General features: G+C 66.8%; 19 protein-coding genes. 14 read left to right on the top strand and 5 right to left on the bottom strand.

Annotated elements, in window-relative coordinates; all coding sequences use genetic code 11:
• The first annotated feature begins 5 nt into the window (after positions 1 to 5).
• Positions 6 to 815, top strand: coding sequence for a 4-hydroxy-tetrahydrodipicolinate reductase (gene dapB, locus D2N39_RS15980; protein WP_119135787.1), 810 nt, complete (start codon positions 6 to 8; stop codon positions 813 to 815).
• A gap of 89 nt (positions 816 to 904) precedes the next feature.
• Here dapB and D2N39_RS15975 read toward each other — a convergent pair whose 3' ends face one another.
• Positions 905 to 1,081: a DUF1674 domain-containing protein gene (locus D2N39_RS15975; RefSeq protein WP_119135786.1), complete on the bottom strand. Its 177-nt coding sequence runs from the start codon at positions 1,079 to 1,081 to the stop codon at positions 905 to 907.
• A gap of 73 nt (positions 1,082 to 1,154) precedes the next feature.
• Between D2N39_RS15975 and D2N39_RS15970 the strand changes: the two genes are divergently transcribed.
• Positions 1,155 to 2,393, top strand: a complete 1,239-nt coding sequence (locus tag D2N39_RS15970) for an RsmB/NOP family class I SAM-dependent RNA methyltransferase (protein WP_119135785.1) — start codon at positions 1,155 to 1,157, stop codon at positions 2,391 to 2,393.
• Here the strand turns inward: D2N39_RS15970 and gph are convergent.
• Positions 2,371 to 3,039 carry a phosphoglycolate phosphatase gene (gene gph, locus D2N39_RS15965; RefSeq protein WP_119135784.1) on the bottom strand — a complete coding sequence of 223 codons (669 nt, stop codon included), beginning with the start codon at positions 3,037 to 3,039 and terminating at the stop codon, positions 2,371 to 2,373. The genes D2N39_RS15970 and gph overlap by 23 nt on opposite strands.
• Positions 3,040 to 3,204: 165 nt before the next feature.
• On the opposite strand from gph, the gene D2N39_RS15960 reads away from it, so the two are divergent.
• The 12 genes from D2N39_RS15960 (at position 3,205) to D2N39_RS15905 (ending at position 18,232) form a co-directional block, all read left to right on the top strand.
• Positions 3,205 to 4,941 (top strand): heparinase II/III family protein, encoded by a 1,737-nt coding sequence (locus D2N39_RS15960; protein ID WP_233557208.1) that lies wholly within the window; start codon positions 3,205 to 3,207, stop codon positions 4,939 to 4,941.
• Positions 4,942 to 4,955: 14 nt separating this feature from the next.
• Complete coding sequence (gene purH / locus D2N39_RS15955) at positions 4,956 to 6,566, top strand: bifunctional phosphoribosylaminoimidazolecarboxamide formyltransferase/IMP cyclohydrolase (RefSeq protein ID WP_119135783.1); 1,611 nt, start codon at positions 4,956 to 4,958, stop codon at positions 6,564 to 6,566.
• A gap of 1 nt (position 6,567) precedes the next feature.
• Complete coding sequence (gene lspA / locus D2N39_RS15950; RefSeq protein ID WP_119135782.1) at positions 6,568 to 7,077, top strand: signal peptidase II; 510 nt, start codon at positions 6,568 to 6,570, stop codon at positions 7,075 to 7,077.
• Positions 7,078 to 7,130: 53 nt separating this feature from the next.
• Positions 7,131 to 7,667, top strand: a complete 537-nt coding sequence (locus tag D2N39_RS15945) for a DUF3035 domain-containing protein (RefSeq protein ID WP_119135781.1) — start codon at positions 7,131 to 7,133, stop codon at positions 7,665 to 7,667.
• An 86-nt stretch (positions 7,668 to 7,753) separates the two neighbouring features.
• A complete protein-coding gene (locus D2N39_RS15940; protein WP_119135780.1) occupies positions 7,754 to 9,088 on the top strand; it encodes a M16 family metallopeptidase in 1,335 nt (444 codons plus the stop codon).
• Positions 9,085 to 10,389: a M16 family metallopeptidase gene (locus D2N39_RS15935; RefSeq protein WP_119135779.1), complete on the top strand. Its 1,305-nt coding sequence runs from the start codon at positions 9,085 to 9,087 to the stop codon at positions 10,387 to 10,389. The genes D2N39_RS15940 and D2N39_RS15935 overlap by 4 nt, the downstream gene beginning before the upstream one ends.
• 52 nt (positions 10,390 to 10,441) lie before the next feature.
• Positions 10,442 to 12,286 (top strand): DNA mismatch repair endonuclease MutL, encoded by a 1,845-nt coding sequence (gene mutL / locus D2N39_RS15930; RefSeq protein ID WP_119135778.1) that lies wholly within the window; start codon positions 10,442 to 10,444, stop codon positions 12,284 to 12,286.
• Positions 12,283 to 13,425, top strand: coding sequence for a DNA recombination protein RmuC (locus tag D2N39_RS15925; RefSeq protein ID WP_119135777.1), 1,143 nt, complete (start codon positions 12,283 to 12,285; stop codon positions 13,423 to 13,425). The genes mutL and D2N39_RS15925 overlap by 4 nt, the downstream gene beginning before the upstream one ends.
• A complete protein-coding gene (locus tag D2N39_RS15920; RefSeq protein ID WP_119135776.1) occupies positions 13,422 to 13,907 on the top strand; it encodes a HutD/Ves family protein in 486 nt (161 codons plus the stop codon). The genes D2N39_RS15925 and D2N39_RS15920 overlap by 4 nt, the downstream gene beginning before the upstream one ends.
• Before the next feature lie 72 nt (positions 13,908 to 13,979).
• Positions 13,980 to 14,882 carry a hypothetical protein gene (locus tag D2N39_RS15915; protein ID WP_233557206.1) on the top strand — a complete coding sequence of 301 codons (903 nt, stop codon included), beginning with the start codon at positions 13,980 to 13,982 and terminating at the stop codon, positions 14,880 to 14,882.
• Positions 14,883 to 14,894: 12 nt separating this feature from the next.
• Positions 14,895 to 17,414 carry a hypothetical protein gene (locus D2N39_RS15910; protein WP_119135774.1) on the top strand — a complete coding sequence of 840 codons (2,520 nt, stop codon included), beginning with the start codon at positions 14,895 to 14,897 and terminating at the stop codon, positions 17,412 to 17,414.
• Positions 17,399 to 18,232 (top strand): glycosyltransferase family 2 protein, encoded by an 834-nt coding sequence (locus D2N39_RS15905; protein ID WP_119135773.1) that lies wholly within the window; start codon positions 17,399 to 17,401, stop codon positions 18,230 to 18,232. Before D2N39_RS15910 ends, D2N39_RS15905 begins: the two co-directional genes overlap by 16 nt.
• Here D2N39_RS15905 and D2N39_RS15900 read toward each other — a convergent pair.
• From D2N39_RS15900 to serB, 3 genes are read right to left on the bottom strand one after another with little or no spacing between them, the layout of a single operon-like run.
• Complete coding sequence (locus D2N39_RS15900) at positions 18,229 to 18,993, bottom strand: TSUP family transporter (RefSeq protein ID WP_119135772.1); 765 nt, start codon at positions 18,991 to 18,993, stop codon at positions 18,229 to 18,231. The genes D2N39_RS15905 and D2N39_RS15900 overlap by 4 nt on opposite strands.
• Positions 18,993 to 19,472, bottom strand: a complete 480-nt coding sequence (locus D2N39_RS15895; protein WP_119135771.1) for a GNAT family N-acetyltransferase — start codon at positions 19,470 to 19,472, stop codon at positions 18,993 to 18,995. Before D2N39_RS15895 ends, D2N39_RS15900 begins: the two co-directional genes overlap by 1 nt.
• Positions 19,469 to 20,344: a phosphoserine phosphatase SerB gene (gene serB / locus D2N39_RS15890; protein WP_119135770.1), complete on the bottom strand. Its 876-nt coding sequence runs from the start codon at positions 20,342 to 20,344 to the stop codon at positions 19,469 to 19,471. Before serB ends, D2N39_RS15895 begins: the two co-directional genes overlap by 4 nt.
• Between the last annotated feature and the right edge of the window lie 34 nt (positions 20,345 to 20,378).

Raw genomic sequence — 20,378 nt, 5'->3', positions numbered from 1 at the left:
GCAAGATGGACGCATTGCCGGGTATCGTCATTGCCGGGGCTTCGGGCCGCATGGGCCGCATGCTGATCGGTACGGTTCTGGCCAGCGACAAGGCCCGTCTTGCCGCCGCCATCCAACGGCCGGGACATGACTGGATCGGCCGTGATGTCGGCGAATGTCTGGGCGGCGCGCCGGTCGGCGTGAAAGTCACCGACGACCCGCTGGAGGCTTTCGCCAAGGCCCGCGCGGTGATCGACTTCACCACCCCCGCCGCCACGGTGGAATTTGCCGCCCTCGCGGCGCAGGCGCGTCTGGTCCATGTCATCGGCACTACCGGGCTAGAGCCGGAACATCTGGCAAAGATCGACGCCGCCGCCCGCCATGCGGTGATCGTGCGTGCGGGGAACATGAGCCTCGGTGTCAACCTGCTGGTCACCCTGACCCGCAAGGTTGCCGCCGCGCTGGATGCCGACTGGGATATCGAGGTGATCGAGGCGCATCACAACAAGAAGGTCGATGCCCCCTCGGGCACCGCGCTGATGCTGGGTCAGGCCGCCGCCGAAGGGCGCGGCGTCGATCTGGACACCATGCGCGACTCGGGCCGTGACGGCATCACCGGCGCCCGGCGTCCCGGCGCCATCGGCTTCAGCGCCATTCGCGGCGGCGACATCGTGGGCGAACATGACGTGCTGTTCGCGGGGGCGGGCGAGCGCATCGTGCTCCGCCACATCGCCACCGACCGCGCCATCTTTGCCCGTGGCGCACTGAAGGCCGCACTCTGGGGGCAGGACAAGGGCCCCGGTGCCTATGACATGATGGATGTGCTCGGCCTCTGAGGCCCGGCACACCGCTGCCCATTGCTTCTTGCAAAAATACTCAAATTCCGACGCTGCCGCCCATGCGGCCTGTCGGGACAGGGGTCGCGTCAGAAATCGACTGCGATGCCCTTCTTTTCCCAATCGCCAAAGCGCACCGGCTCCGGCCCGTCGCGCCCGCCCAGTTCGGGCGGCAGGGTCTGATCCTTCGCGGCGCGACGACGTTCCTCGGCCTCGGCCAAGGCGCGCAGTGCTTCGGGCGGAAGGTCAGGTTTGTCCTCATTCATCGGTCGGGTTCCTTGCAGGCTTCCATGTCATGATATACGGGCGACTGTCGGATGAACAAGAGCAGGGCGGGTCATGGCGAGAACAGCGCGGGCGGCGGCGGTGGCAATGCTGGACGGTGTGCTGGGCGAGGGCCTGCTGCTCAGCCAGTGCGAAGCCGCATTGACCGGCCTTTCCCCCGCTGATCGCGCGCGGGCGCAGCGGCTGACGGCGCAGGTGCTGCGCCATGTCGAACCGACCGACCGCCTTCTGAAACCCTTTCTCCGCAAGGCCCCGCCGCTGACGGTGCTGAACACCCTGCGCCTCGCCACGGTAGAACTGGTGCTGGGCGAGGCCGCGCATGGTGTGGTGAACGAGGCGGTGAACATTGTCCTCCATCATCGCCGCCATGGGGCTTTGTCTGGGCTGGTAAATGCTGTTTTGCGGCGCGTGGCGGAAAACCCCAGCTTCGGCAAGCAACCGCCGCAGCGCCTGCCGTTCTGGCTGCGCAAGCCGCTGGTGGATGCATGGGGCAAGCCCGCTGTCACCTTGATGGAGGCTGTGCAGGCCGCCCCCGCGCCAGTCGATCTGACCCTGCGTCCGGGGCGGGATGTGGGGATCGAAGGCGCCGAGGCCTTGCCCACGGGCAGCCTGCGGCTTGCCCCCGGTGTGCAGGTTTCCGCGCTGCCGGGCTATGCGACCGGCGACTGGTGGGTGCAGGACGCCGCCGCTGCGCTGGCGGTGCCGCTGCTGGCGCCGCAGGCAGGCGAGCGGGTGCTGGACCTTTGTGCCGCGCCGGGTGGCAAGACCTTGCAACTGGCTGCCGCCGGGGCGCAGGTCACGGCGCTGGATGTGAACGAGTCGCGCATGACGCGGCTGCGTGACAACCTCGCCCGCACCGGCCTTGTTGCCGAGGTGGTGGTGGCCGATGCGCTGGACTGGCAGCCCGAGGCCCCGTTCGATGCCATCCTGCTGGATGCGCCCTGTTCCGCCACTGGCACCATCCGCCGCCATCCCGATCTGCCCTTCGTGAAGGACGGGACGGAACTGGAAGCATTGGTTACCCTGCAAGCCGCGCTGATTGACCGGGCGCTGGGCTGGCTGAAGCCGGGCGGGCGGCTGGTGTTCTGCACCTGCTCGCTTCTGCCGGAAGAAGGCGAGGCGCAGCTTGCCGCCGCGCTGGCGCGTCACCCCGGCCTGCGCGTTGACGATACGTTGCCGCCCGGCGCCGACCCGGCATGGCGCGCGCCTGCGGGCGGTTTGCGCCTGCGGCCCGATTACTGGGCCGACCGTGGCGGGATGGACGGGTTCTTCATGGCACGGCTGGCGCGCTGAACGCGGCGACCAGCCCCGGCAGCGCATCGTGATGGGCGAAAGCCGCGTCATGTGGCAGCGCCTCGACCGGGGTTTTGCGATAACCTTCGGTGAACAACAGGAAGGGCAGGCCCGCGTTCTGCGCGGTTTCCGCATCGACCTCGCTGTCGCCCACGAAAATCGCCGGGCCGCCGCCCATGCGTGTCAGCGTTTCCAGCAGCGGCGCAGGGTCGGGCTTCTTCACCGGCAGACTGTCGCCGCCGATTACCGCCGCGAACAGGTTTTCCAAGCCGAAATGGCGCAGAACCGCAAGTGTCGGCGCCAGCGGTTTGTTGGTGCAAAGCCCCAGCTTGCAGCCCGCTGCCTGCAACGCCTCCAGCGCCGCGCGGGTGCCGGGATACAGCACGGTCAGCGCCTGCGCCCCTTCATAGACTTCCAGAAACCGGGCCAGAACGCGGTCGAACTCCGGCCCCTCATGCGGCAGGCCCCGCGATTCGCACAGCCGTGCCACAAGGTTCGGCGCGCCGCGTCCGACAAAGCCCTGCACCTCGGCGCGGGTGAAGGGTGGCTGGCCCAAGGCGGTGAAAACGGTATTGGCGCTGGCATGGATATCGGGCGCGCTGTCAATCAGCGTGCCATCCAGATCGAAGATAACGGAATGGGTCATGCGGGCTCCTTTGCGGGCGGAGAATGGCCTGCCCCGGCGCCGGGGTCCAGCCCCCGGACCGGCTCACACGGGGTTTTGCGGTGACAGGGGGCGCCCGCGCGGCTATGGTGCGGCGCAAGACCCGGCAACGGGCCAGACAGGCATTTGTGGATCAGTGAGCGGGGCATGAGAGCGGTTGCGCGCAGCGCATGGTGGGCAGAGGCTTGGGTGCAGGCGATGAACCGCCTTGCCGCCCGCAAAGCCACGCGCGCCAAGCCTGCCGCCGGTTTCGTCTCGCAACCCGAACCCCGCACTATAGGTCTTTACGCGCGCGGCAAGCAGCTTGTCGCCGGGAATTTCCTGTTCGCGGGTCATCTGATCGAGGCGCCGGGCGTTGAAATCTGGGACATCGCGCGCCCTTCTGTGGCTTTTGGCGCGGAGCTTCAGGGCTTCGGCTGGCTGGACGATCTGGCGGCGGTGGGGGACCCCACCGCGCGCAAGCGCGCGCAGGACTGGACCTTTGGCTGGATCAACCGTTATGGGCGCGGCGACGGGCCAGGCTGGTCGCCCGATCTGACCGGGCGGCGGCTGATCCGCTGGATCAACCACGCCATCCTGTTGCTGGGCGGGCAAGACCGCGATCATTCTCTGGCCTATTACCGCGCCCTGTCGCATCAGACGGTGTTCCTGTCGCGGCGTTGGCAGGCGGCCTCGCCCGGCCTGCCGCGCTTCGAGGCGTTGACCGGGTTGATTTACGCGGGCCTTGCCCTGATCGGGATGGAAGCGCATGTCGATCCCGCCGCTGCCGCGCTGGCGCGGGAATGCGAGCGTGAGGTGGATGAGGAAGGTGGTATCCCGACCCGCAACCCCGAGGAATTGCTTGAGGTTTTCACACTGCTGACCTGGGCCGCGCAGGCGCTGACCGATGCCGGGCGGCTGGTGCCGCCGTCGCATCTGGCGGCGATCGAACGGATTGCGCCGACCCTGCGCGCGCTGCGCCACGCCGATGGCGGGCTGGCGCGGTTTCACGGGGGCGGGCGCGGGCTGGAAGGGCGGCTGGATCATGCGCTGGCCAGTTCGGGGGTGAAGCCGGTTCCGCCGGGCGGGCTGGCCATGGGGTTTACCCGGATGTCGGCAGGGCGCAGTTCGGTCATTGTTGATACGGCGATGCCGCCGGGTGGGCTGGCAGGTGCCTCGGCCCATGCCTCGACGCTGGCGTTTGAACTGACCTCGGGGCGGCGGCCGCTGATTGTGAGTTGCGGCAACGGGGCGCCTTTCGGCACCGACTGGCACCGCGCCAGCCGCGCCACACAAAGCCATTCGACCTTGGCTATCGACGGGTTTTCCTCGTCGCGCTTTGCGCATGACCGCCGCGAGGTGCTGGAGGATCGCGCCCGCATCACGCTCATGCGGCAAAGCCACGACGCCGAGGCACATCTGCTTTTGGCCGGACATGACGGCTGGCGCGGCACGCATGGGTTGGTGCATCTGCGCGACCTGTCGCTTTCGGCCGACGGGCGGCGGCTGGATGGCACCGACATGCTGGCCGCCGATGCGCCCGCTGACAAGGAGCGGCTGCAATCCGTGCTGCGCCGATCCGGTGGCGGCATCGGCTTTGCATTGCGCTTCCACCTGCATCCCGATGCCGATGCCGAAATCGACATGGGCGGGGCGGCGGTGTCCATCGCGCTGCGCTCGGGCGAGATCTGGGTGTTTCGCCATGACGGGCAGGCGGCGATGACGCTGGAACCCTCGGTCTATCTGGAAAAGGGCCGGCTGATGCCCCGTGCAGCGCGACAGATCGTGCTTGCGGCATCTTTGCAGGATTTTCAGGCCCGGATCGGCTGGACCTTGGCGAAGGCACAGGATACTCCGCTCGCCATCCGCGATATTGACCGGGAAGAGCCCCCCTCCCGCCCCTGACTCAGGAGTGTCCGATGCATACCGCCGCCGCCGCACCCGTGAACCTCGTGCCCGTGGGGCGCGCGCTCCTCTCGGTTTCCGACAAGACCGGCCTTCTGGATCTGGCACGCGCGCTGGCCGCGCGGGGGGTCGAGCTGATCTCGACCGGCGGCACGGCGCAGACATTGCGCACTGCGGGCCTTGCCGTGCGGGACGTGGCCGAGGTGACGGGCTTCCCCGAAATGATGGACGGGCGGGTGAAGACCCTGCACCCGATGGTGCATGGCGGCCTGCTGGCGCTGCGCGACGATGACGAGCATCTGGTCGCCATGGCTGCCCACGGGATCGAGCCGATCGACCTGCTGGTGGTGAACCTTTACCCATTCGAGCAGACCGTGGCGCGTGGCGCATCTTACGCCGACTGCATCGAGAATATCGACATCGGCGGCCCGGCGATGATCCGCGCCGCGTCGAAGAACCACAAGTTCGTCAACGTGATCACCGATCCGCAGGATTACGACGCCCTGCTGGGGGAAATGAAGGCCCATGACGGCGCGACCACCTATGCCTTCCGGCAGAAGCTGGCGCTGACCGCCTATAGCCGGACCGCCGCCTATGATGCCGCCGTGTCGGCCTGGATGGCCGGCGCGATCAAGGAAGACACGCCGCGCCGCCGCGCCTTTGCCGGGCAACTGGCGCAAAGCCTGCGCTATGGCGAGAACCCGCATCAGAAGGCCGCCTTCTACACTGACGGCACGCAGCGTCCCGGTGTTGCCACCGCGCAGCAATGGCAAGGCAAGGAACTGTCCTACAACAACATCAACGATACCGATGCGGCGTTCGAGCTGGTTGCCGAGTTCGATCCGGCAGAAGGCCCGGCCTGCGCGATCATCAAACATGCCAATCCCTGCGGCGTGGCGCGTGGCGCCACCCTGACCGAGGCTTACGGTCGCGCCTATGACTGCGACCGCACCTCGGCCTTCGGCGGCATCATCGCGCTCAATCAACCGCTGGACGAAGCCACTGCGCGGGAAATCACTGGCATCTTCACCGAAGTGGTCATCGCCCCCGGCGCCTCGCCCGAGGCGCGCGCGGTCTTTGCCGCCAAGAAGAACCTGCGCCTCCTGACCACCGACCGCCTGCCCGACCCGCAGGCCAAGGGGTTGGCGTGGAAACAGGTGGCCGGCGGCTTTCTCGTGCAGGACCGCGACAACGGCTTTCTGCGCATGGAAGACCTGAAGGTCGTGACCAAGCGCCAGCCGACCGAGGCCGAACTGCGCGACCTGCTTTTTGCATGGACGGTGGCGAAACACGTCAAGTCCAACGCCATCATCTATGTGAAGGACGGTGCGACCGTCGGCGTCGGTGCAGGGCAGATGAGCCGGGTGGACAGCACCCGAATCGCCGCCCGCAAATCGCAGGACATGGCCGAGGCTCTGGGGATCGCCGCGCCGCTGACCCATGGTTCCGTCGTGGCCTCGGATGCGTTCTTCCCCTTCGCCGATGGCCTGATCACCGCCGCCGAGGCGGGGGCGACGGCGATCATCCAGCCCGGCGGTTCGATGCGCGACGACGAGGTGATTGCGGCGGCCGATGAACGTGGGCTGGCCATGGTCTTTACCGGCATGCGTCATTTCCGGCACTGACATGCGGCGCGTCGCTTCGGTTGCCCTTGCGATTTTCCTGATCGACCAGATCACCAAACTGGTGGTGGTCTTTGGCCTTGACCTGCGTGCGCGGGGCGAGATCGACGTGCTGCCGCCCTTGCTCAACTTCCGCATGGCCTGGAACCGGGGCGTCAACTTCGGCCTGATGTCCAGCGAAGGCGAATTGATGCGCTGGGGCCTGATTGTCCTGTCGATCCTGATTGTCGGCTGGGTCTGGCACTGGTCGGCGAAATCGGCGCACGGGCCATTGGCGCGGATTTCGGCGGGTGTGCTGATCGGGGGCGCGCTGGGCAATGTGGTGGACCGCGTGGCCTACGGGGCAGTGGCAGATTTCCTCAACATGTCCTGTTGCGGTTTCGACAATCCCTATGCCTTCAACGTGGCCGACATCGCCATTTTCGCGGGCGCGGCGGGCCTGGTCCTGTTCACCGGGGATCGTGGCGCGGCCAGCGGTGGCAAGCCGCGGCCAAAGCGCCGAAAGACCCCGTGACGTGCCAGCGCCTTTGCGCTAAAGACAACAGGACGGGTTTTCTGGAGAGAACGATGCAGGCAGCACGGCGGGTAGCGCGGGGGGCCATCCTTGCAGGGGCGGCGGCGCTTTCGATGACGCTGGCAGGCTGTGGTTCCGACCGGGAGCCGAAGCTGATGTATCTGCGGTCCACCACCAACGGACCCGACGAATTCGGCATCCTGCCGCCCAAGGCGCTGCAAATGCCGGATAACCTGAAAGAGCTTCCGGCGCCGACGCCCGGTGGCAGCAATATCACCGATCCGACGCCCGAGGCCGACGCCATCACCGCGCTGGGTGGGCGACCCGGCTCGGGTGGCAGCGATGCGGCGCTGGTGGGCTACGCAACCCGCAATGGTGTGTCGCAGAACATCCGGGGCCAGTTGGCCGCCGAAGATCTGGACCACCGCCGCAAGAATGACGCGCGCCTGCTGGAGCGCCTGTTCGGCGTGAACGCCTATTACCGCGCCTACAAGGACATGTCGCTGGATCAGCATTCCGAACTGGAATACTGGCGCCGCCGTGGGGTGGCCAATCCTTCCGCTCCGCCGCGCAAGGAAGGCGAGCGCTGACGCACGGCCGGTAAAATCGGCGTCAGGGCGGCTTGACCTCGGCCCTTTACCGCGTAGGTGTGATGGGGCGTCCGAGGGAGGCTTCCATGCGCAATACCGTCACCGCCGCACTGCTTTGGTCGGCTTCCGCCACTATCGCGCTGGCCGAAGGGCCGGTGACGGATTTTACGCTGGATAATGGCCTTCAGGTCGTGGTGATCGAGGATCACCGCGCGCCGGTCGCCGTCCAGATGATGTGGTATAAAATCGGCGCGGCGGACGAACCGCAGGGCCATTCGGGCATCGCGCATTTTTTTGAACATCTGATGTTCAAGGCCACCGACGATCTGAAACCGGGAGAATTTTCCGACATCGTCGAGGCGCAGGGCGGCAATGACAATGCCTTCACCTCCTGGGACCAGACTGCCTATTTTCAGCGTGTCGCGGCGGACCGGCTGGACCTTATGATGACGCTGGAAGCGGACCGGATGCGCGACCTGCAACTGACCGACGATGTGGTGGCCACCGAGCGCAGCGTGATTCTGGAAGAACGCAGCCAGCGCACCGACAGCGACCCCGGCAGCCTGTTCATGGAACAGCTTCGGGCGGCGCAGTTCCTCAACCATCCCTATGGCGTGCCGATCATCGGCTGGCGGCAAGAGATCGAGGGGCTGGGCCGGGCCGAGGCGGAAGATTTCTACCGCACCTATTACGCACCCAACAATGCCATCCTGATCGTGGCGGGCGATGTGACCCCCGATGCCGTGCGCGCCATGGCGGAAAAACACTACGGCCCGCTGGCCCCTACCGCCGATCTGCCGGTGCGCCAGCGCCCGAAAGAGCCGCCGCAACTGGCAGAGCGCCGTCTGACCATGTTCGACAAGCGTGTGTCCGAACCTTTCATGATGCGCACCTATCTGGCGCCGAACCGCCGGACGGGCGACCAGAAGACCGCCGCCGCGCTGGTCTATCTGGGGGAATTGCTGGGCGGGTCAGGCACGACGAGCCTTCTGGCACGTAAGCTTCAGTTTGAAGACCCGAAGGCGGTTTACAGCTATGCCTATTATGATGGCACCGCGCTGGATTACGGCCAGTTCACCATCGGCATGGTTCCCTTGCCCGGTGTGAAGCCCGAGGAAGCCGAGGCCGAACTGGATGGCGTGTTGAAAGATTTCCTTGCCACCGGCCCCGATCCGGCCGCCTTCGCGCGGCTCAAGACGCAGCTTCATGCCTCTGAAATCTATGCGACCGACGATGTGGATGGCCTTGCACGGCGCTATGGCGATGCGCTGACCACCGGACTGACTGTGGCCGATGTGCAGGCCTGGCCCGAGGTGCTGCAATCCGTGACGCCCGAGGATGTGATGGAGGCCGCGCGGCAGGTGCTGGACCGTCGGCATTCGGTGACCGGCTGGCTGCTGACCGAGGAGGAAACCCAATGATCGGCCGTTTTCTGGCGCTGTTCCTGCTGCTGGCCACACCGCTGCGGGCCGAGATCGCCATTCAGGACGTGACCTCGCCGGGCGGGTTGAAGGCCTGGCTGGTAGAGGATCACTCGATCCCCTTCACCGCGCTTGAAATCCGCTTTCGGGGCGGCACCGCGCTGGATGCGCCGGGCAAGCGCGGCGCGGTCAATCTGATGACCGGGCTATTGGAGGAAGGCGCGGCAGAGATGAATGCCCAGAAATTCGCGGAAGCGCGCGATGCGCTGGCCGCCGAATTCCGGTTCGACAATTCGCGCGACGATGTGTCTGTTTCTGCCCGGATGCTGACCGAGAACCGCACGCAGGCGGCGGAACTGCTGCGCCTCGCCCTGACGCGGCCGCGCTTTGATGCCGATGCGGTGGAGCGGGTGCGCGGTCAGGTGCTGTCGATCATCCGCAGCAATGCCAAAGACCCGTCGGCCATCGCAGGCCGCACGCTGGACGGGATCGCCTTTGGCGACCACCCTTATGGCAGTTCCGGCGACGGAACCGAGGACAGCGTGCAGGCGCTGACCCGGGATGACATCCTTGCCGCCCACAAGGCCGCGCTGGCCCGCGACCGGGTCTATGTGGCGGCCGTGGGCGACATCACGCCTGAACAACTTGGTGCGCTGCTGGATCATCTGCTGGGCGATCTGCCCGCAACCGGGGCGCCGCTTCCCGGCGTGGCCAAGCTGGATCTGACCGGCGGGGTCACGGTTGTCGATTTCCCGACACCGCAGGCGGTGGTCAGCTTCGCGCAGCCGGGGCTGGAGCGGGATGACCCGGATTATTTCGCGGCCTTCGTGCTGAACGAGATTGTGGGCGGCGAACGCTTCGGCTCGCGTCTCATGCGGGAATTGCGCGAAAAGCGCGGGCTGACCTATGGCGCCCGCAGCTATCTGATCGACTATGATCATGCCGATCTGCTGGCCGGGCAATTCGCCACCGACAACAAAACCGCCGGGCAGGCCGTCGATGTGTTGCGCACCGAGTGGGCCAGGGCCGCCGAAGGTGTGACGGCCGAGGAACTCGCCGCTGCCAAGACCTATCTGACCGGCGCCTATCCGCTGCGGTTCGATGGCAACGGGCCGATTGCGAATATCCTTGTGGGGATGCAGATGACCGGCTTGCCGATCGACTATTCCGCAACGCGGAACCAGAAGATCGAGGCGGTAATGCTGGACGATATTCGCCGTGTGGCGCAGCGGCTGATCCGGCCCGATGCGTTGCGGATCGTGGTGGTGGGCCAGCCCGAGGGGCTGCGCACGGCGCCCTGACGCGCCGCTATTCCTGTGGCCGAATCTGCGCCCCTGTGCTAGGTCTTGCGGCATGAAGCTGGAAACCCCCAACATGGCGCGGCCGGTCATCCGGCAACTGGATGAAGCGGCGATCAACCGTATCGCGGCGGGCGAGGTGGTGGAACGCCCTGCTTCTGCCGTGAAAGAGTTGGTGGAAAACGCACTGGACGCCGGCGCGCGGCGCATCGCGGTGGATTATGCGGATGGCGGCAAGACGCTGATCCGCGTTACCGACGATGGCTGCGGCATGACGGGCGACGACCTGCCGCTGGCCCTGTCGCGGCATGCGACATCGAAGATCGACGGCTCGGACCTGCTGAACATCCAGAGCTTCGGTTTTCGTGGCGAGGCGCTGCCCAGCCTCGGTGCTGTGGGGCGGCTGACCATCACCTCGCGCGCGCAGGGGTTCGAGGGCGTCAGCCTGACGGTCGAGGGCGGGCGCATGGGCGATCTGCGCCCCGCCGCGCTGAACCGCGGCACTGTGGTCGAATTGCGCGACCTGTTCTATGCCACCCCGGCACGGCTGAAATTCCTGCGCTCTGACCGGGCCGAGATGGGCGCGATTTCCGATGTGATGAAGCGCCTCGCGCTGGCGGAGCCGCATGTCGGTTTCACCCTGCGCGATGTCAGCGGTGGTGGCGACGGGCGGCTTGTCTTCCGCGCCGATGCGGAAAACGGTGATTTCTTCGACGCGCTGCATCACCGCGTCTCGCGCGTGCTGGGCAGTGACTTCGGCGAAAATGCCCTGCGCATCGACCTTGACCGCGAAGGTGTGCGGCTGGTCGGTTATGCCGCGCTGCCGACCTATTCGCGTGGATCGTCAGTGGCGCAATTCCTGTTCGTCAATGGCCGCCCGGTGCTGGACAAGATGCTGCTGGGGGCGTTGCGCGCGGCCTATATGGATGTGCTCAGCCGTGACCGGCATCCGGCTGCCGTGCTGAATGTGGTCTGCGACCCCGAACGGGTGGACGTGAACGTCCATCCCGCCAAGGCCGAGGTGCGCTTTCGTGAACCGGCGCTGGTGCGGGGGCTGATTGTCTCGGGGCTGCGGCTGGCGCTGACCGGGGCGGGGCATCGCGCCTCCAACACCGTGGCGACCGAAACGCTGGAGGCGTTCCGCCCGGAACCCGCGGAGCCCGCGGCTGTGCCGCCGCGCATCTATCAGATGGATCGTCCATCGCAGGCGACCTTCGCCCGTGCTTTCGCGGCCCAGGCCCCCACGCCGCAACCCGGCTTTGCCGAGGCACCCTCGGCCCGCGTCGAAACGATCGCCGCGCCGGAACCCGATCTGACCGAACGTCCGCTGGGTGCGGCCCGCGCGCAGGTGCATGAAAACTACATCATCGCCCAGACGGCCAATGGCATGGTCATCGTCGATCAGCATGCCGCGCATGAGCGGCTGGTCTATGAGAGGCTGAAGGCACAGGCATCCGACAAGGGGATTGCCGCGCAGGCGCTGCTGATCCCCGAAATCGTCGATCTGTCCGAGGCCGATGCCGCGCGCCTGTTGGAGATTGCGGAGGATCTGGCGACGCTGGGGCTGCGGATCGAGCCGTTCGGTGGCGGTGCCATTGCCGTGCGTGAGGTGCCCGCGATCCTTGGCCGCGTCGATGCTGCCGCGCTGATCCGTGACATTGTGGACGATCTGGCCGATCTGGGATCGTCAGAGCGCCTGAAAGGCCGCATCGACGCGGTGCTGAGCCGGATGGCCTGCCATGGCTCGATCCGTTCCGGCCGCCAGATGCGGGCAGACGAAATGAATGCATTGCTGCGCGAGATGGAGGCGACGCCGATGTCGGGCCAGTGCAATCATGGGCGGCCGACCTATGTGGAGCTGAAGCTGACTGACATCGAACGACTGTTCGGGCGCAGATGATCCGGCTGGGAACCATGGAACTGGCGTGGAATGATCCGGTCGTGCTGATCGTGGGTGGACTTGTCGGGCTGATCGTCCTGCTGCTGCTGCTTGTGCTGCGCGCCTCCGGTCGGGCTGCGCAGCCGCTGGTGCAGGAACTGGGCTGGCTGGGGCAGCGGGTGCAAAGCCTTGCCGACGGGCAGGAGCGGCTGGCGGGCGGGCTGCATCATGTGTCTGAGGCGCAGGCGGTCAGCCAGACCGCCATGTTGCAGGTGATGGAACAGCGTCTGGCTGAGGTTCAACGCCAGATGGGCGAAAGCCTGCACGGCACGGCAACCCGCACCGCGCATTCACTGGGCGAGTTGCAGCAGCGTCTGGAAACCATCGACAAGGCGCAAGCGAATATCGAGAAACTGTCGGGGAATGTGCTGGGCTTGCAGGATATCCTGTCCAACAAGCAGACGCGCGGCGCCTTTGGCGAGATCCAGTTGCATGATATCGTGCTGAAGGCGCTGCCGTCGGACAGCTACACGATGCAGGCCACGCTTTCCAACGGGCGGCGGGCGGATTGCCTGATCCACCTGCCCAACCCGCCCGGCCCCATCGTGATCGACAGCAAATTCCCGCTGGAGGCGTATGAAGCCCTCCGCCGCGCGCAAGGGCAGGCTGATCTGGACCTTGCTGCGCGTCAGCTGCGGCAGGCGGTGCGCACGCATATCAAAGCGATTTCAGAGCGTTACATCCTTGAGGGCGAAACCGCCGATGGCGCGCTGATGTTCCTGCCCTCCGAGGCGGTCTATGCTGAATTGCATGCCAATTTCCCCGAACTGATCCGCGACGGTTTTGCCGCGCGGGTCTGGATCGTTTCGCCCACCACCTGCATGGCGACGCTGAACACCATGCGCGCGGTGCTGAAGGATGCGCGGATGCGCGAACAGGCGGGGGCGATCCGCAAGGAACTGGCGCTGCTGTATCAGGACGTTTCGCGGCTGGGCGACCGGGTGGCGAACCTTGACAGGCATTTCGGGCAGGCCGCGAAGGACATCGAGGAAATCCGCATCAGCAGCGAAAAGGCTGGTCGTCGCGCACGGCGCCTTGATAACTTCGATTTCGAGGAACTGGCGCCGGAAAGCCCGGCGATGATCGGGGGCGCGGAATGAGGCTGGGCCGGGCGGATTATACCGAAATGCCTTGGGCCAATGGCAAAGGCCGCACGGTGGAACTGTGGCGCGAAGACGGGCCGCAGGGGCTGCGCTTCCGGTTGTCGATGGCCTCGGTGGTGGAGGATGGCGATTTCTCGCTGTTTCCGGGCATTGACCGGGTGCTGACCGTGCTGTCTGGTCCCGGCTTTGGGTTGGTTGGCGACGGGATTGACCTGCGCTGTGACCTGTTGGTCCCGGCTGCCTTTCCGGGGGATGTGGCGCTGCGGGCCGTGGATGTGACCGCGCCGGTCGAGGATTTCAACGTGATGACCGCCCGCGACCTGCCGGCGCCCGAGGTGCGGGTGGTGCAGGCGGGGCAATACGTCCCACCGCAGGGCGGGCGGCTGTTCGTCTTTGATCTGGCGTCGCAGGGGCTTGAGATCAGCGAGGCGCCGGTGACGGCTTCGGGGCCGTCCCTTCTGGTTCTGACCCGGTTCTAGGCGGCAAATCGCAGGGCAAACCTTGCAATCCTGCCTTGGGCTGCCGATCTGGCGGGAATGAAACGACGTTTGATGCTGATAGCAGGGGCCGCCGTGGCGGTGGCGGCGGGCTGGCGCTGGTCTTCGCGCCATGACAGTGCGGCATTCGCAGCGCAATATGCGGCCTTGCCGCCTCGTCCCCCCGGATCGGTCTATCACCTCGGCCACAGCCTTGTTGGCCGCGAGATGCCCGCCATGCTGGCGCAGATGATGGGGCCGGGCTACCGCTACAACAGTCAGCTGGGCTGGGGGGCCTCGTTGAACCAGCACCGCGCGGGTGACGTTCCGGGCCATGCCGAGGAAAATGCCACCCCCGCCTATCGTGCGGCCGAAGCTGCGATCGGATCCGGCGATTATGACGCAGTTGTTCTGACGGAAATGGTGGAACTGCGCGACGCCCTGCGCTGGCATGACAGCGCGGTGGCGCTGGCGCATTGGGCAGCACTGGCGCGGGCAGCGCGGCCGGATGTGCGGGTGTATCTCTATGAAACCTGGCATCGGCTGGACGATCCGCAGGGTTGGCTCTCCCGGCTGGACGGTGACTTGCCGGAGTTGTGGGAGCCGCTGGTGGCCGAGGCCATGGCCGATCCGGCGACCGGCCCGATCCACATTATCCCCGCCGGTCAGGCGATGGCGGCGCTGGTGCGGCGGATCGAGGCGGGCGAGGTGCCGGGGCTGACCAACCGGCAGGATCTGTTCGCCCGCGATGCGGCGGGCGAGGTAGACCCCATCCACCTGAATGATCTGGGGGCCTATGTCGTGGCGCTTGTGCATTTTGCGGCGCTGACCGGCCGCAGCCCGCAGGGCCTGCCCCACCGTCTGAACCGGGCCGATGGCAACCCGGCCACGGCGCTGCCCGTCGATGCTGTGCCGATCATTCAGGCGGTGGTCTGGGACGCGGTGCGCGGCTATGCTCCGTCCGGTGTATCCGGTTGATAAGGCTTAAGCATGTCCCTCCTCGCGTTTCTGGCTGACATCCTTTTCGTGGGCCACAGCCTCGTTGGCCCCAATCTTCCGCCCCTGCTGGAAGATGGCCTGCGCGCGGCCGGGGTCGAGGAGGTGCGTGTCGAGGCGCAGATCATCAATGGCGCACCGCTGAAATATCAGTGGGATCACGCGGCCGGGGCCGAGGGCGCAAATGGCCGTGCCCGGCTGGAAACGGGCCAGATCGGCACGCTGATCCTGACCGAGGCGATTCCACTGGCGGGGCAGGCGGAATGGAATGACAGTTCCGGGCAGGTGGCCAACTGGGCCGGGCTGGCATGGGCGCAGAACCCGGCGACGGCGGTCTATATCTATGAGACATGGCACAGCCTTGTCTCCGGTCCCGGTGCGGTGATCGCGGATGATCCGGGGGCGGGCGTGCCATGGCTGGCCCGGATCGCGGCAGATCGCGCGGCTTGGCTGGATCTGGCTGCGGCGGCCGAGGCGATCCGGCCCGGCACTGCGCCGCCGGTGCGGCTGATCCCCGCCGGGCAGGCGATGGCGCTGGCCGCAGGGGCCGCACAGGCAGGCGCCTTGCCGGGGGTTGCCGACATCCGCGAGCTGTTTGCCGATGACATCCACCCCAATGGCAAGGGCCAGTATCTGATTGCGATGGTGCATCTGGCCATGCTGACCGGAGAAACGCCCGAGGGTCTCCCCCCAAAACTGGGCCGTCGCTGGCAAAGCCGTGACGCGGTAATCTCGGCGGAATTGGCCGCCGCGATGCAGCGCATTGCATGGGCGGCAGCGCAGCCGGAGCTTGCCCGCAAGCCTGAACCGCGCGCCATGACTACGCTGGAACCTGCGAACGGTGAACCTGTTCCGGCCGATGCGAAACCTGTCGTCAAAGAAACTATGGCACCCGCCCCTGCGCCCGATCCCGTGCCACCGGAGGGGCCTGCGGCCTTCACCCCGGTCACCAATCCCGCGCTGGCGCTGGGGCTTGTGGGGGTGAATGACTGGTCGGTGCAGCAGCCGTTTCTGGACGTGATGAAAACAGCCCGGCCATGGACGGGCCATCTGGCGGGCCAATGGGGCGGGATGGATCATGATGCATTGGCGACGGGCGGCTGGCTGAACGCGAATGGCTGGCCGATTGCGCTCCCCCCCGGCATCACCGGGATTTCCACGCTGGTGCTGACCGATCTGCCAGAGGACGCGGGCGGGGTCGCCGGGCGCTATCTGGTGCACTGGCAGGGGCAGGGTGAGCTGACGGTGGAGGGCCGCGCGCAGAACCTGACGCCTCTGCCGGGCGGCGGTCTGGCCTTCGACTATACGCCGGGCGAAGGGGCAGTGCTGCTGACCCTCACCCGCACCGAAAGGGATGACCCGCTGCGCCGCATTACCATTGTGCGCGAGGATCGCGCGGCGGATTTCGCGGCCGGGCAGATCTTCAACCCCGACTGGCTGGACCGTATTCGCGGCGTGCGGGCGATCCGCTTCATGGATTGGATGGCGACCAACGATTCCACGCTCTCCACTGTCGAGGCCAGCCCCAAGCCTGATGATTACACCTGGGCGCGCAATGGCGTGCCGGTGGAGGTGATGGTGGCGCTGGCCAATGACTTGGATGCTGATCCGTGGTTCACCCTGCCGCATCTGGCGGGCGATCCGCTGGTGCGGTTCTACGCCGAAAGCGTGGCGGATCTGCTGGAACCCGGACGCGTTGCTTGGGTCGAATATTCCAACGAGGTCTGGAACCCGCAATTCGCCCAAGGCCAATGGGCGCGCGAACAGGCGAAGGCGCGCTGGGGCGACGAGGGTGCGGGGCTGCAATTCTATGGCCTGCGCGCAGCCGAGGTCATGGGGATCTGGTCGGCGGTCTTTGGCAATGATGCAGCGAAGCGGCTGGTCCGCGTGGTGGCCACCCAGACCGGCGTGCCGGGGGCGGAACGCGCGATCCTTGACGCGCCGCTGGCGGTGGCTGAAGGCAAGCCCGCGCCGAAGGGCAGCTTTGACGCCTATGCCGTCACCGGCTATTTCGCGGCGCTGCTGGGCAGCGAGGCCAAGCAGGCCATGGTCAAGGGCTGGCTGGCCGATAGCGCGCAGGCCGATCCGCAGCAACCCTATGCGCAGGCCATCGCCGGTGCGGCAGAGGAGTTGCGTGACGGCAGGCACTCGGGCGTGGCCGAGGATACGCTGGACGACTTGTTGACTCGCGTTCTGCCGCATCATGCCGAAGTCGCAAAGGCCGAGGGTCTGCGGCTTGTGATGTATGAGGGTGGCAGCCATGTCGTCGGCTATGGCCCGGTGACCGAGGATGCCGAACTCACCGCTTTCTTTCAGGCGCTGAATTACGCCCCGGAAATGGGAGCGCTTTACGCCGTGCTGCTGAAAGGCTGGGCTGGGCTGACCGATGCACCTTTCAATGCCTTCGTCGATGTCTACCGCCCGACGAAATGGGGAAGCTGGGGCGCGCTGCGGCATCTGGGTGATGAAAACCCGCGCTGGCGGGTGCTGGCGAAAGGCTGCGACGGGTGCTGAGCGTCATCCTCCCCGCCTCGAACGAGGAAGCCTATATCGGCGCCTGTCTGGACGCGCTGCTGGCCTCCGACCCGGTGCCGGGCGGGGCCGAGGTGATTGTGGTCTCCAACGGTTCGCGCGATGCGACGGCGACGGTGGCCCGGCAACGGCAGACGGCGGCAGAAGCAACGGGCTGGCGGCTGGAGGTGCTCGATCTGGTTGAGGGCGGCAAGCCCGGTGCGCTGAATGCGGGGGATGCAGTGGCGCAGGGCGGGCTACGGGCCTATCTGGATGCCGATGTCATCGTCTCGCCCCCGCTGATGGCGGCGCTGATTGCGGCGCTGGAGGGCGACCAGCCGCTTTATGCCGGGGGCACGCCGGTTATTCCGAAGCCGCGCAGCGTTGTGACCCGCGCCTATGCGCGCTTCTGGCGGCGTCTGCCCTTCAACCGCAGTGTGGCGCCGGGCTATGGGCTGTTTGCGGTGAATGCTGCGGGGCGGGCGCGATGGGCAGAGTTTCCGGCCATCATCTCGGACGATACTTTCGTGCGGCTGCAATTCGCGCCGGGCGAAAGGGTGCAGGTGGCGCCCACATATCTCTGGCCGATGGTCGAAGGCTTTGCCGCGCTGACCCGCGTGCGGCGGCGGCAGGATGCGGGCGTGCGGGAGATTGCGGCGATCTGGCCGGATCTGCCCGCGCGCGAGGGCAAGGCGCGCCTTGGCAAGGCGGCGCTGGCGCGGCTGGCCCTGGCCGATCCCGTCGGTTTCGCGGTCTATGCGGCGGTGACGCTCGCGGTGCGGCTGCGCCGTCAATCCGGCGGCTGGACGCGCGGGCGTTAGCCGGTCGCCAGTTGCCAGATCAGCCGCAGCGCCAGCGCGGTGGAGCTGATCACCAGCAGCGGCTTGATGATCCGCGCCCCGATCCGCATGGCCAGCCGCGACCCCAGCCGCGCGCCTGCGATCTGTGCCGCCCCCATCGCCAGCCCCATTGCCCACCAAGGCGCCCCTTGCGCGGCAAAGATCAGCAGCCCGCCGATGTTGGAGGCGAAGTTCAGAAGCTTGGTATGCGCCGTGGCTTTCAGCACGCCATAGCCCGCCAGCAGGACGAAGCCGATCATATAGAAGGCCCCGGCGCCCGGCCCGATCAGTCCGTCGTAAAAGCCGATCAGCGGGACAATGGTGGCCGAAAATACCACTGCGGGCATCCGGGCGGTGCGGTCGGCATCGGTCAGCCCCGGTTTCAGCGCGAAGAACAGCGCAATGCCGATCAGGATGACGGGTAGGGCATAGCGCAGCCCCTCGGTCGGCAGGATGCTGACGGCCAGTGCGCCAAGGGCGCCTGCGGCAAAGGCCCCGATCGCCGCGCGGATCTGGTGGCGCGGGTTCACATGGCCCGCGCGGGCATAGGAAATCGCCGCCGTCGCCGCGCCGAAGGTGCCCTGCACCTTGTTGGTGGACAGCGCCTGCACCGGGCTCGCCCCCGCCAGCAGCAGGGCAGGCAGGGTAATCAGCCCGCCCCCACCCGCGATACTGTCCACGAAGCCCGCCGCAAAGGCCGCCACGATCAGCATGGCGGCAAGGTCGTAAGTGACCTCGAACATCACAGATCGAACCGGCGCGAGACGCGGCCGACGACCTTGCCGCTTTTCAACGCATAATCGGGGTCGGTCGCGTAATCGACAAAGCCGCGCCGGGCGTAATAGCCAAGCCCCGGCGTATTGTCGGCCCGGATCGTGGCGTTCAGCACGATCAACCCCGCCGCGCGGGCGGCGGGCACGGTAGCGGCGAACAGTGCCCCGCCTGCGCCGCTGCGCTGGCGGTCAGGGCTGACGAAGCTGCCGATGTCGCCCCAGCCTTCGGGTAGCGCCGGGTTGTGACCGACACATTGAAACCCGATCAGCCCGGCCTCGTCCTCGGCCAGATGGCAGCAGATCGGCTCGTCGCCTGCGATGTAGTGGCTTGCCACGGCCTCGGGCGTAAACGGGGTCTCATGCGCCGTGGTGCCGCCGATGGCGATGATGCGGTTCAGCAGATCGGTCATCGCGGGCGCATCGGCGAGGGTGGCGGGTCGCACGATCATGCCGCGAAATCCTCGCGCCGGTAGCCCTGGATATACAGCAGCGCCGTCAGATCGCCGTGGTTGATACGGATGTCGCATTGTGCCGCGACCGAGGGTTTGGCGTGCAGCGCGACCCCGGCACCTGCCCGGTTCAGCATCGCCAGATCATTGGCGCCATCGCCCACCGCCATCGCCTGTTCCGGCGTGATCCCCATGCGGGCCGAGATCTGCTCCAGCGCCTCAAGCTTTGCGGCCTTGCCCAGAATGGGCATGCCTACTTCGCCGGTCAGCACGCCGTCCGCGGCAATCAGCGTATTGGCGCGGTTTTCATCAAATCCCAGCGCTTCGGCCACGCGGGAGGTGAAGGCGGTGAACCCGCCTGAAACCAGCGCCGCATAGGCACCATGGGCGCGCATAGTGGCCAGCAATTCGCGCCCGCCGGGCATGAAGGTGATGCGGTCGGTCCAGACCTGCTCGATCACGCCTTCGGGCAATCCCTTGAGCAGCCCCACGCGTTCACGCAGCGCGGCCTCGAAATCCAGTTCGCCATTCATGGCGCGGCGGGTGATGTCGGCGACGTAGGCACCCACCCCGGCCTCGGCGGCCAGTTCGTCAATGCATTCCTGCTGGATCATGGTCGAATCCATATCCGCCAGCAGCAGCGCCTTGCGTCGCCCTTCGGCCGGTTGCACCACAAGGTCGATGCCGTGGGCCTGCAACTGCTCCCACATCTGCCAGCGATCGGCTGGCATCGCCTCCAACGTGAATTCCACCGCCACGCCGGGATCGAGCCAGAGCGTTTCGCCGCCATTCCATGCAGCGCGCAGGGTTTCGACGGTGGCGCGGTCCAGTATCGGGCGGTCAGGGGCGGTCAGCAGCGTGGCGATGAACATGGGGTCTCCGGTCGGTCGCAATCGCGGGTTGCCT

This window comes from Gemmobacter lutimaris, from assembly GCF_003570715.1.
Taxonomy (GTDB): Bacteria; Pseudomonadota; Alphaproteobacteria; order Rhodobacterales; family Rhodobacteraceae; genus Gemmobacter; species Gemmobacter lutimaris.
Note: the sequence above shows the minus strand (reverse complement) of the source record. Positions and strands in the feature narration are given on the sequence as shown.

Coding starts and splice junctions, on each gene's coding strand:
- dapB (WP_119135787.1), top strand. CDS start 6: ATGGACGCATTGCCGGGTATCGTCATTGCCGGGGCTTCGGGCCGCATG.
- D2N39_RS15975 (WP_119135786.1), bottom strand. CDS start 1,081: ATGAATGAGGACAAACCTGACCTTCCGCCCGAAGCACTGCGCGCCTTG.
- D2N39_RS15970 (WP_119135785.1), top strand. CDS start 1,155: ATGGCGAGAACAGCGCGGGCGGCGGCGGTGGCAATGCTGGACGGTGTG.
- gph (WP_119135784.1), bottom strand. CDS start 3,039: ATGACCCATTCCGTTATCTTCGATCTGGATGGCACGCTGATTGACAGC.
- D2N39_RS15960 (WP_233557208.1), top strand. CDS start 3,205: ATGAGAGCGGTTGCGCGCAGCGCATGGTGGGCAGAGGCTTGGGTGCAG.
- purH (WP_119135783.1), top strand. CDS start 4,956: ATGCATACCGCCGCCGCCGCACCCGTGAACCTCGTGCCCGTGGGGCGC.
- lspA (WP_119135782.1), top strand. CDS start 6,568: ATGCGGCGCGTCGCTTCGGTTGCCCTTGCGATTTTCCTGATCGACCAG.
- D2N39_RS15945 (WP_119135781.1), top strand. CDS start 7,131: ATGCAGGCAGCACGGCGGGTAGCGCGGGGGGCCATCCTTGCAGGGGCG.
- D2N39_RS15940 (WP_119135780.1), top strand. CDS start 7,754: ATGCGCAATACCGTCACCGCCGCACTGCTTTGGTCGGCTTCCGCCACT.
- D2N39_RS15935 (WP_119135779.1), top strand. CDS start 9,085: ATGATCGGCCGTTTTCTGGCGCTGTTCCTGCTGCTGGCCACACCGCTG.
- mutL (WP_119135778.1), top strand. CDS start 10,442: ATGAAGCTGGAAACCCCCAACATGGCGCGGCCGGTCATCCGGCAACTG.
- D2N39_RS15925 (WP_119135777.1), top strand. CDS start 12,283: ATGATCCGGCTGGGAACCATGGAACTGGCGTGGAATGATCCGGTCGTG.
- D2N39_RS15920 (WP_119135776.1), top strand. CDS start 13,422: ATGAGGCTGGGCCGGGCGGATTATACCGAAATGCCTTGGGCCAATGGC.
- D2N39_RS15915 (WP_233557206.1), top strand. CDS start 13,980: ATGCTGATAGCAGGGGCCGCCGTGGCGGTGGCGGCGGGCTGGCGCTGG.
- D2N39_RS15910 (WP_119135774.1), top strand. CDS start 14,895: ATGTCCCTCCTCGCGTTTCTGGCTGACATCCTTTTCGTGGGCCACAGC.
- D2N39_RS15900 (WP_119135772.1), bottom strand. CDS start 18,993: ATGTTCGAGGTCACTTACGACCTTGCCGCCATGCTGATCGTGGCGGCC.
- D2N39_RS15895 (WP_119135771.1), bottom strand. CDS start 19,472: ATGATCGTGCGACCCGCCACCCTCGCCGATGCGCCCGCGATGACCGAT.
- serB (WP_119135770.1), bottom strand. CDS start 20,344: ATGTTCATCGCCACGCTGCTGACCGCCCCTGACCGCCCGATACTGGAC.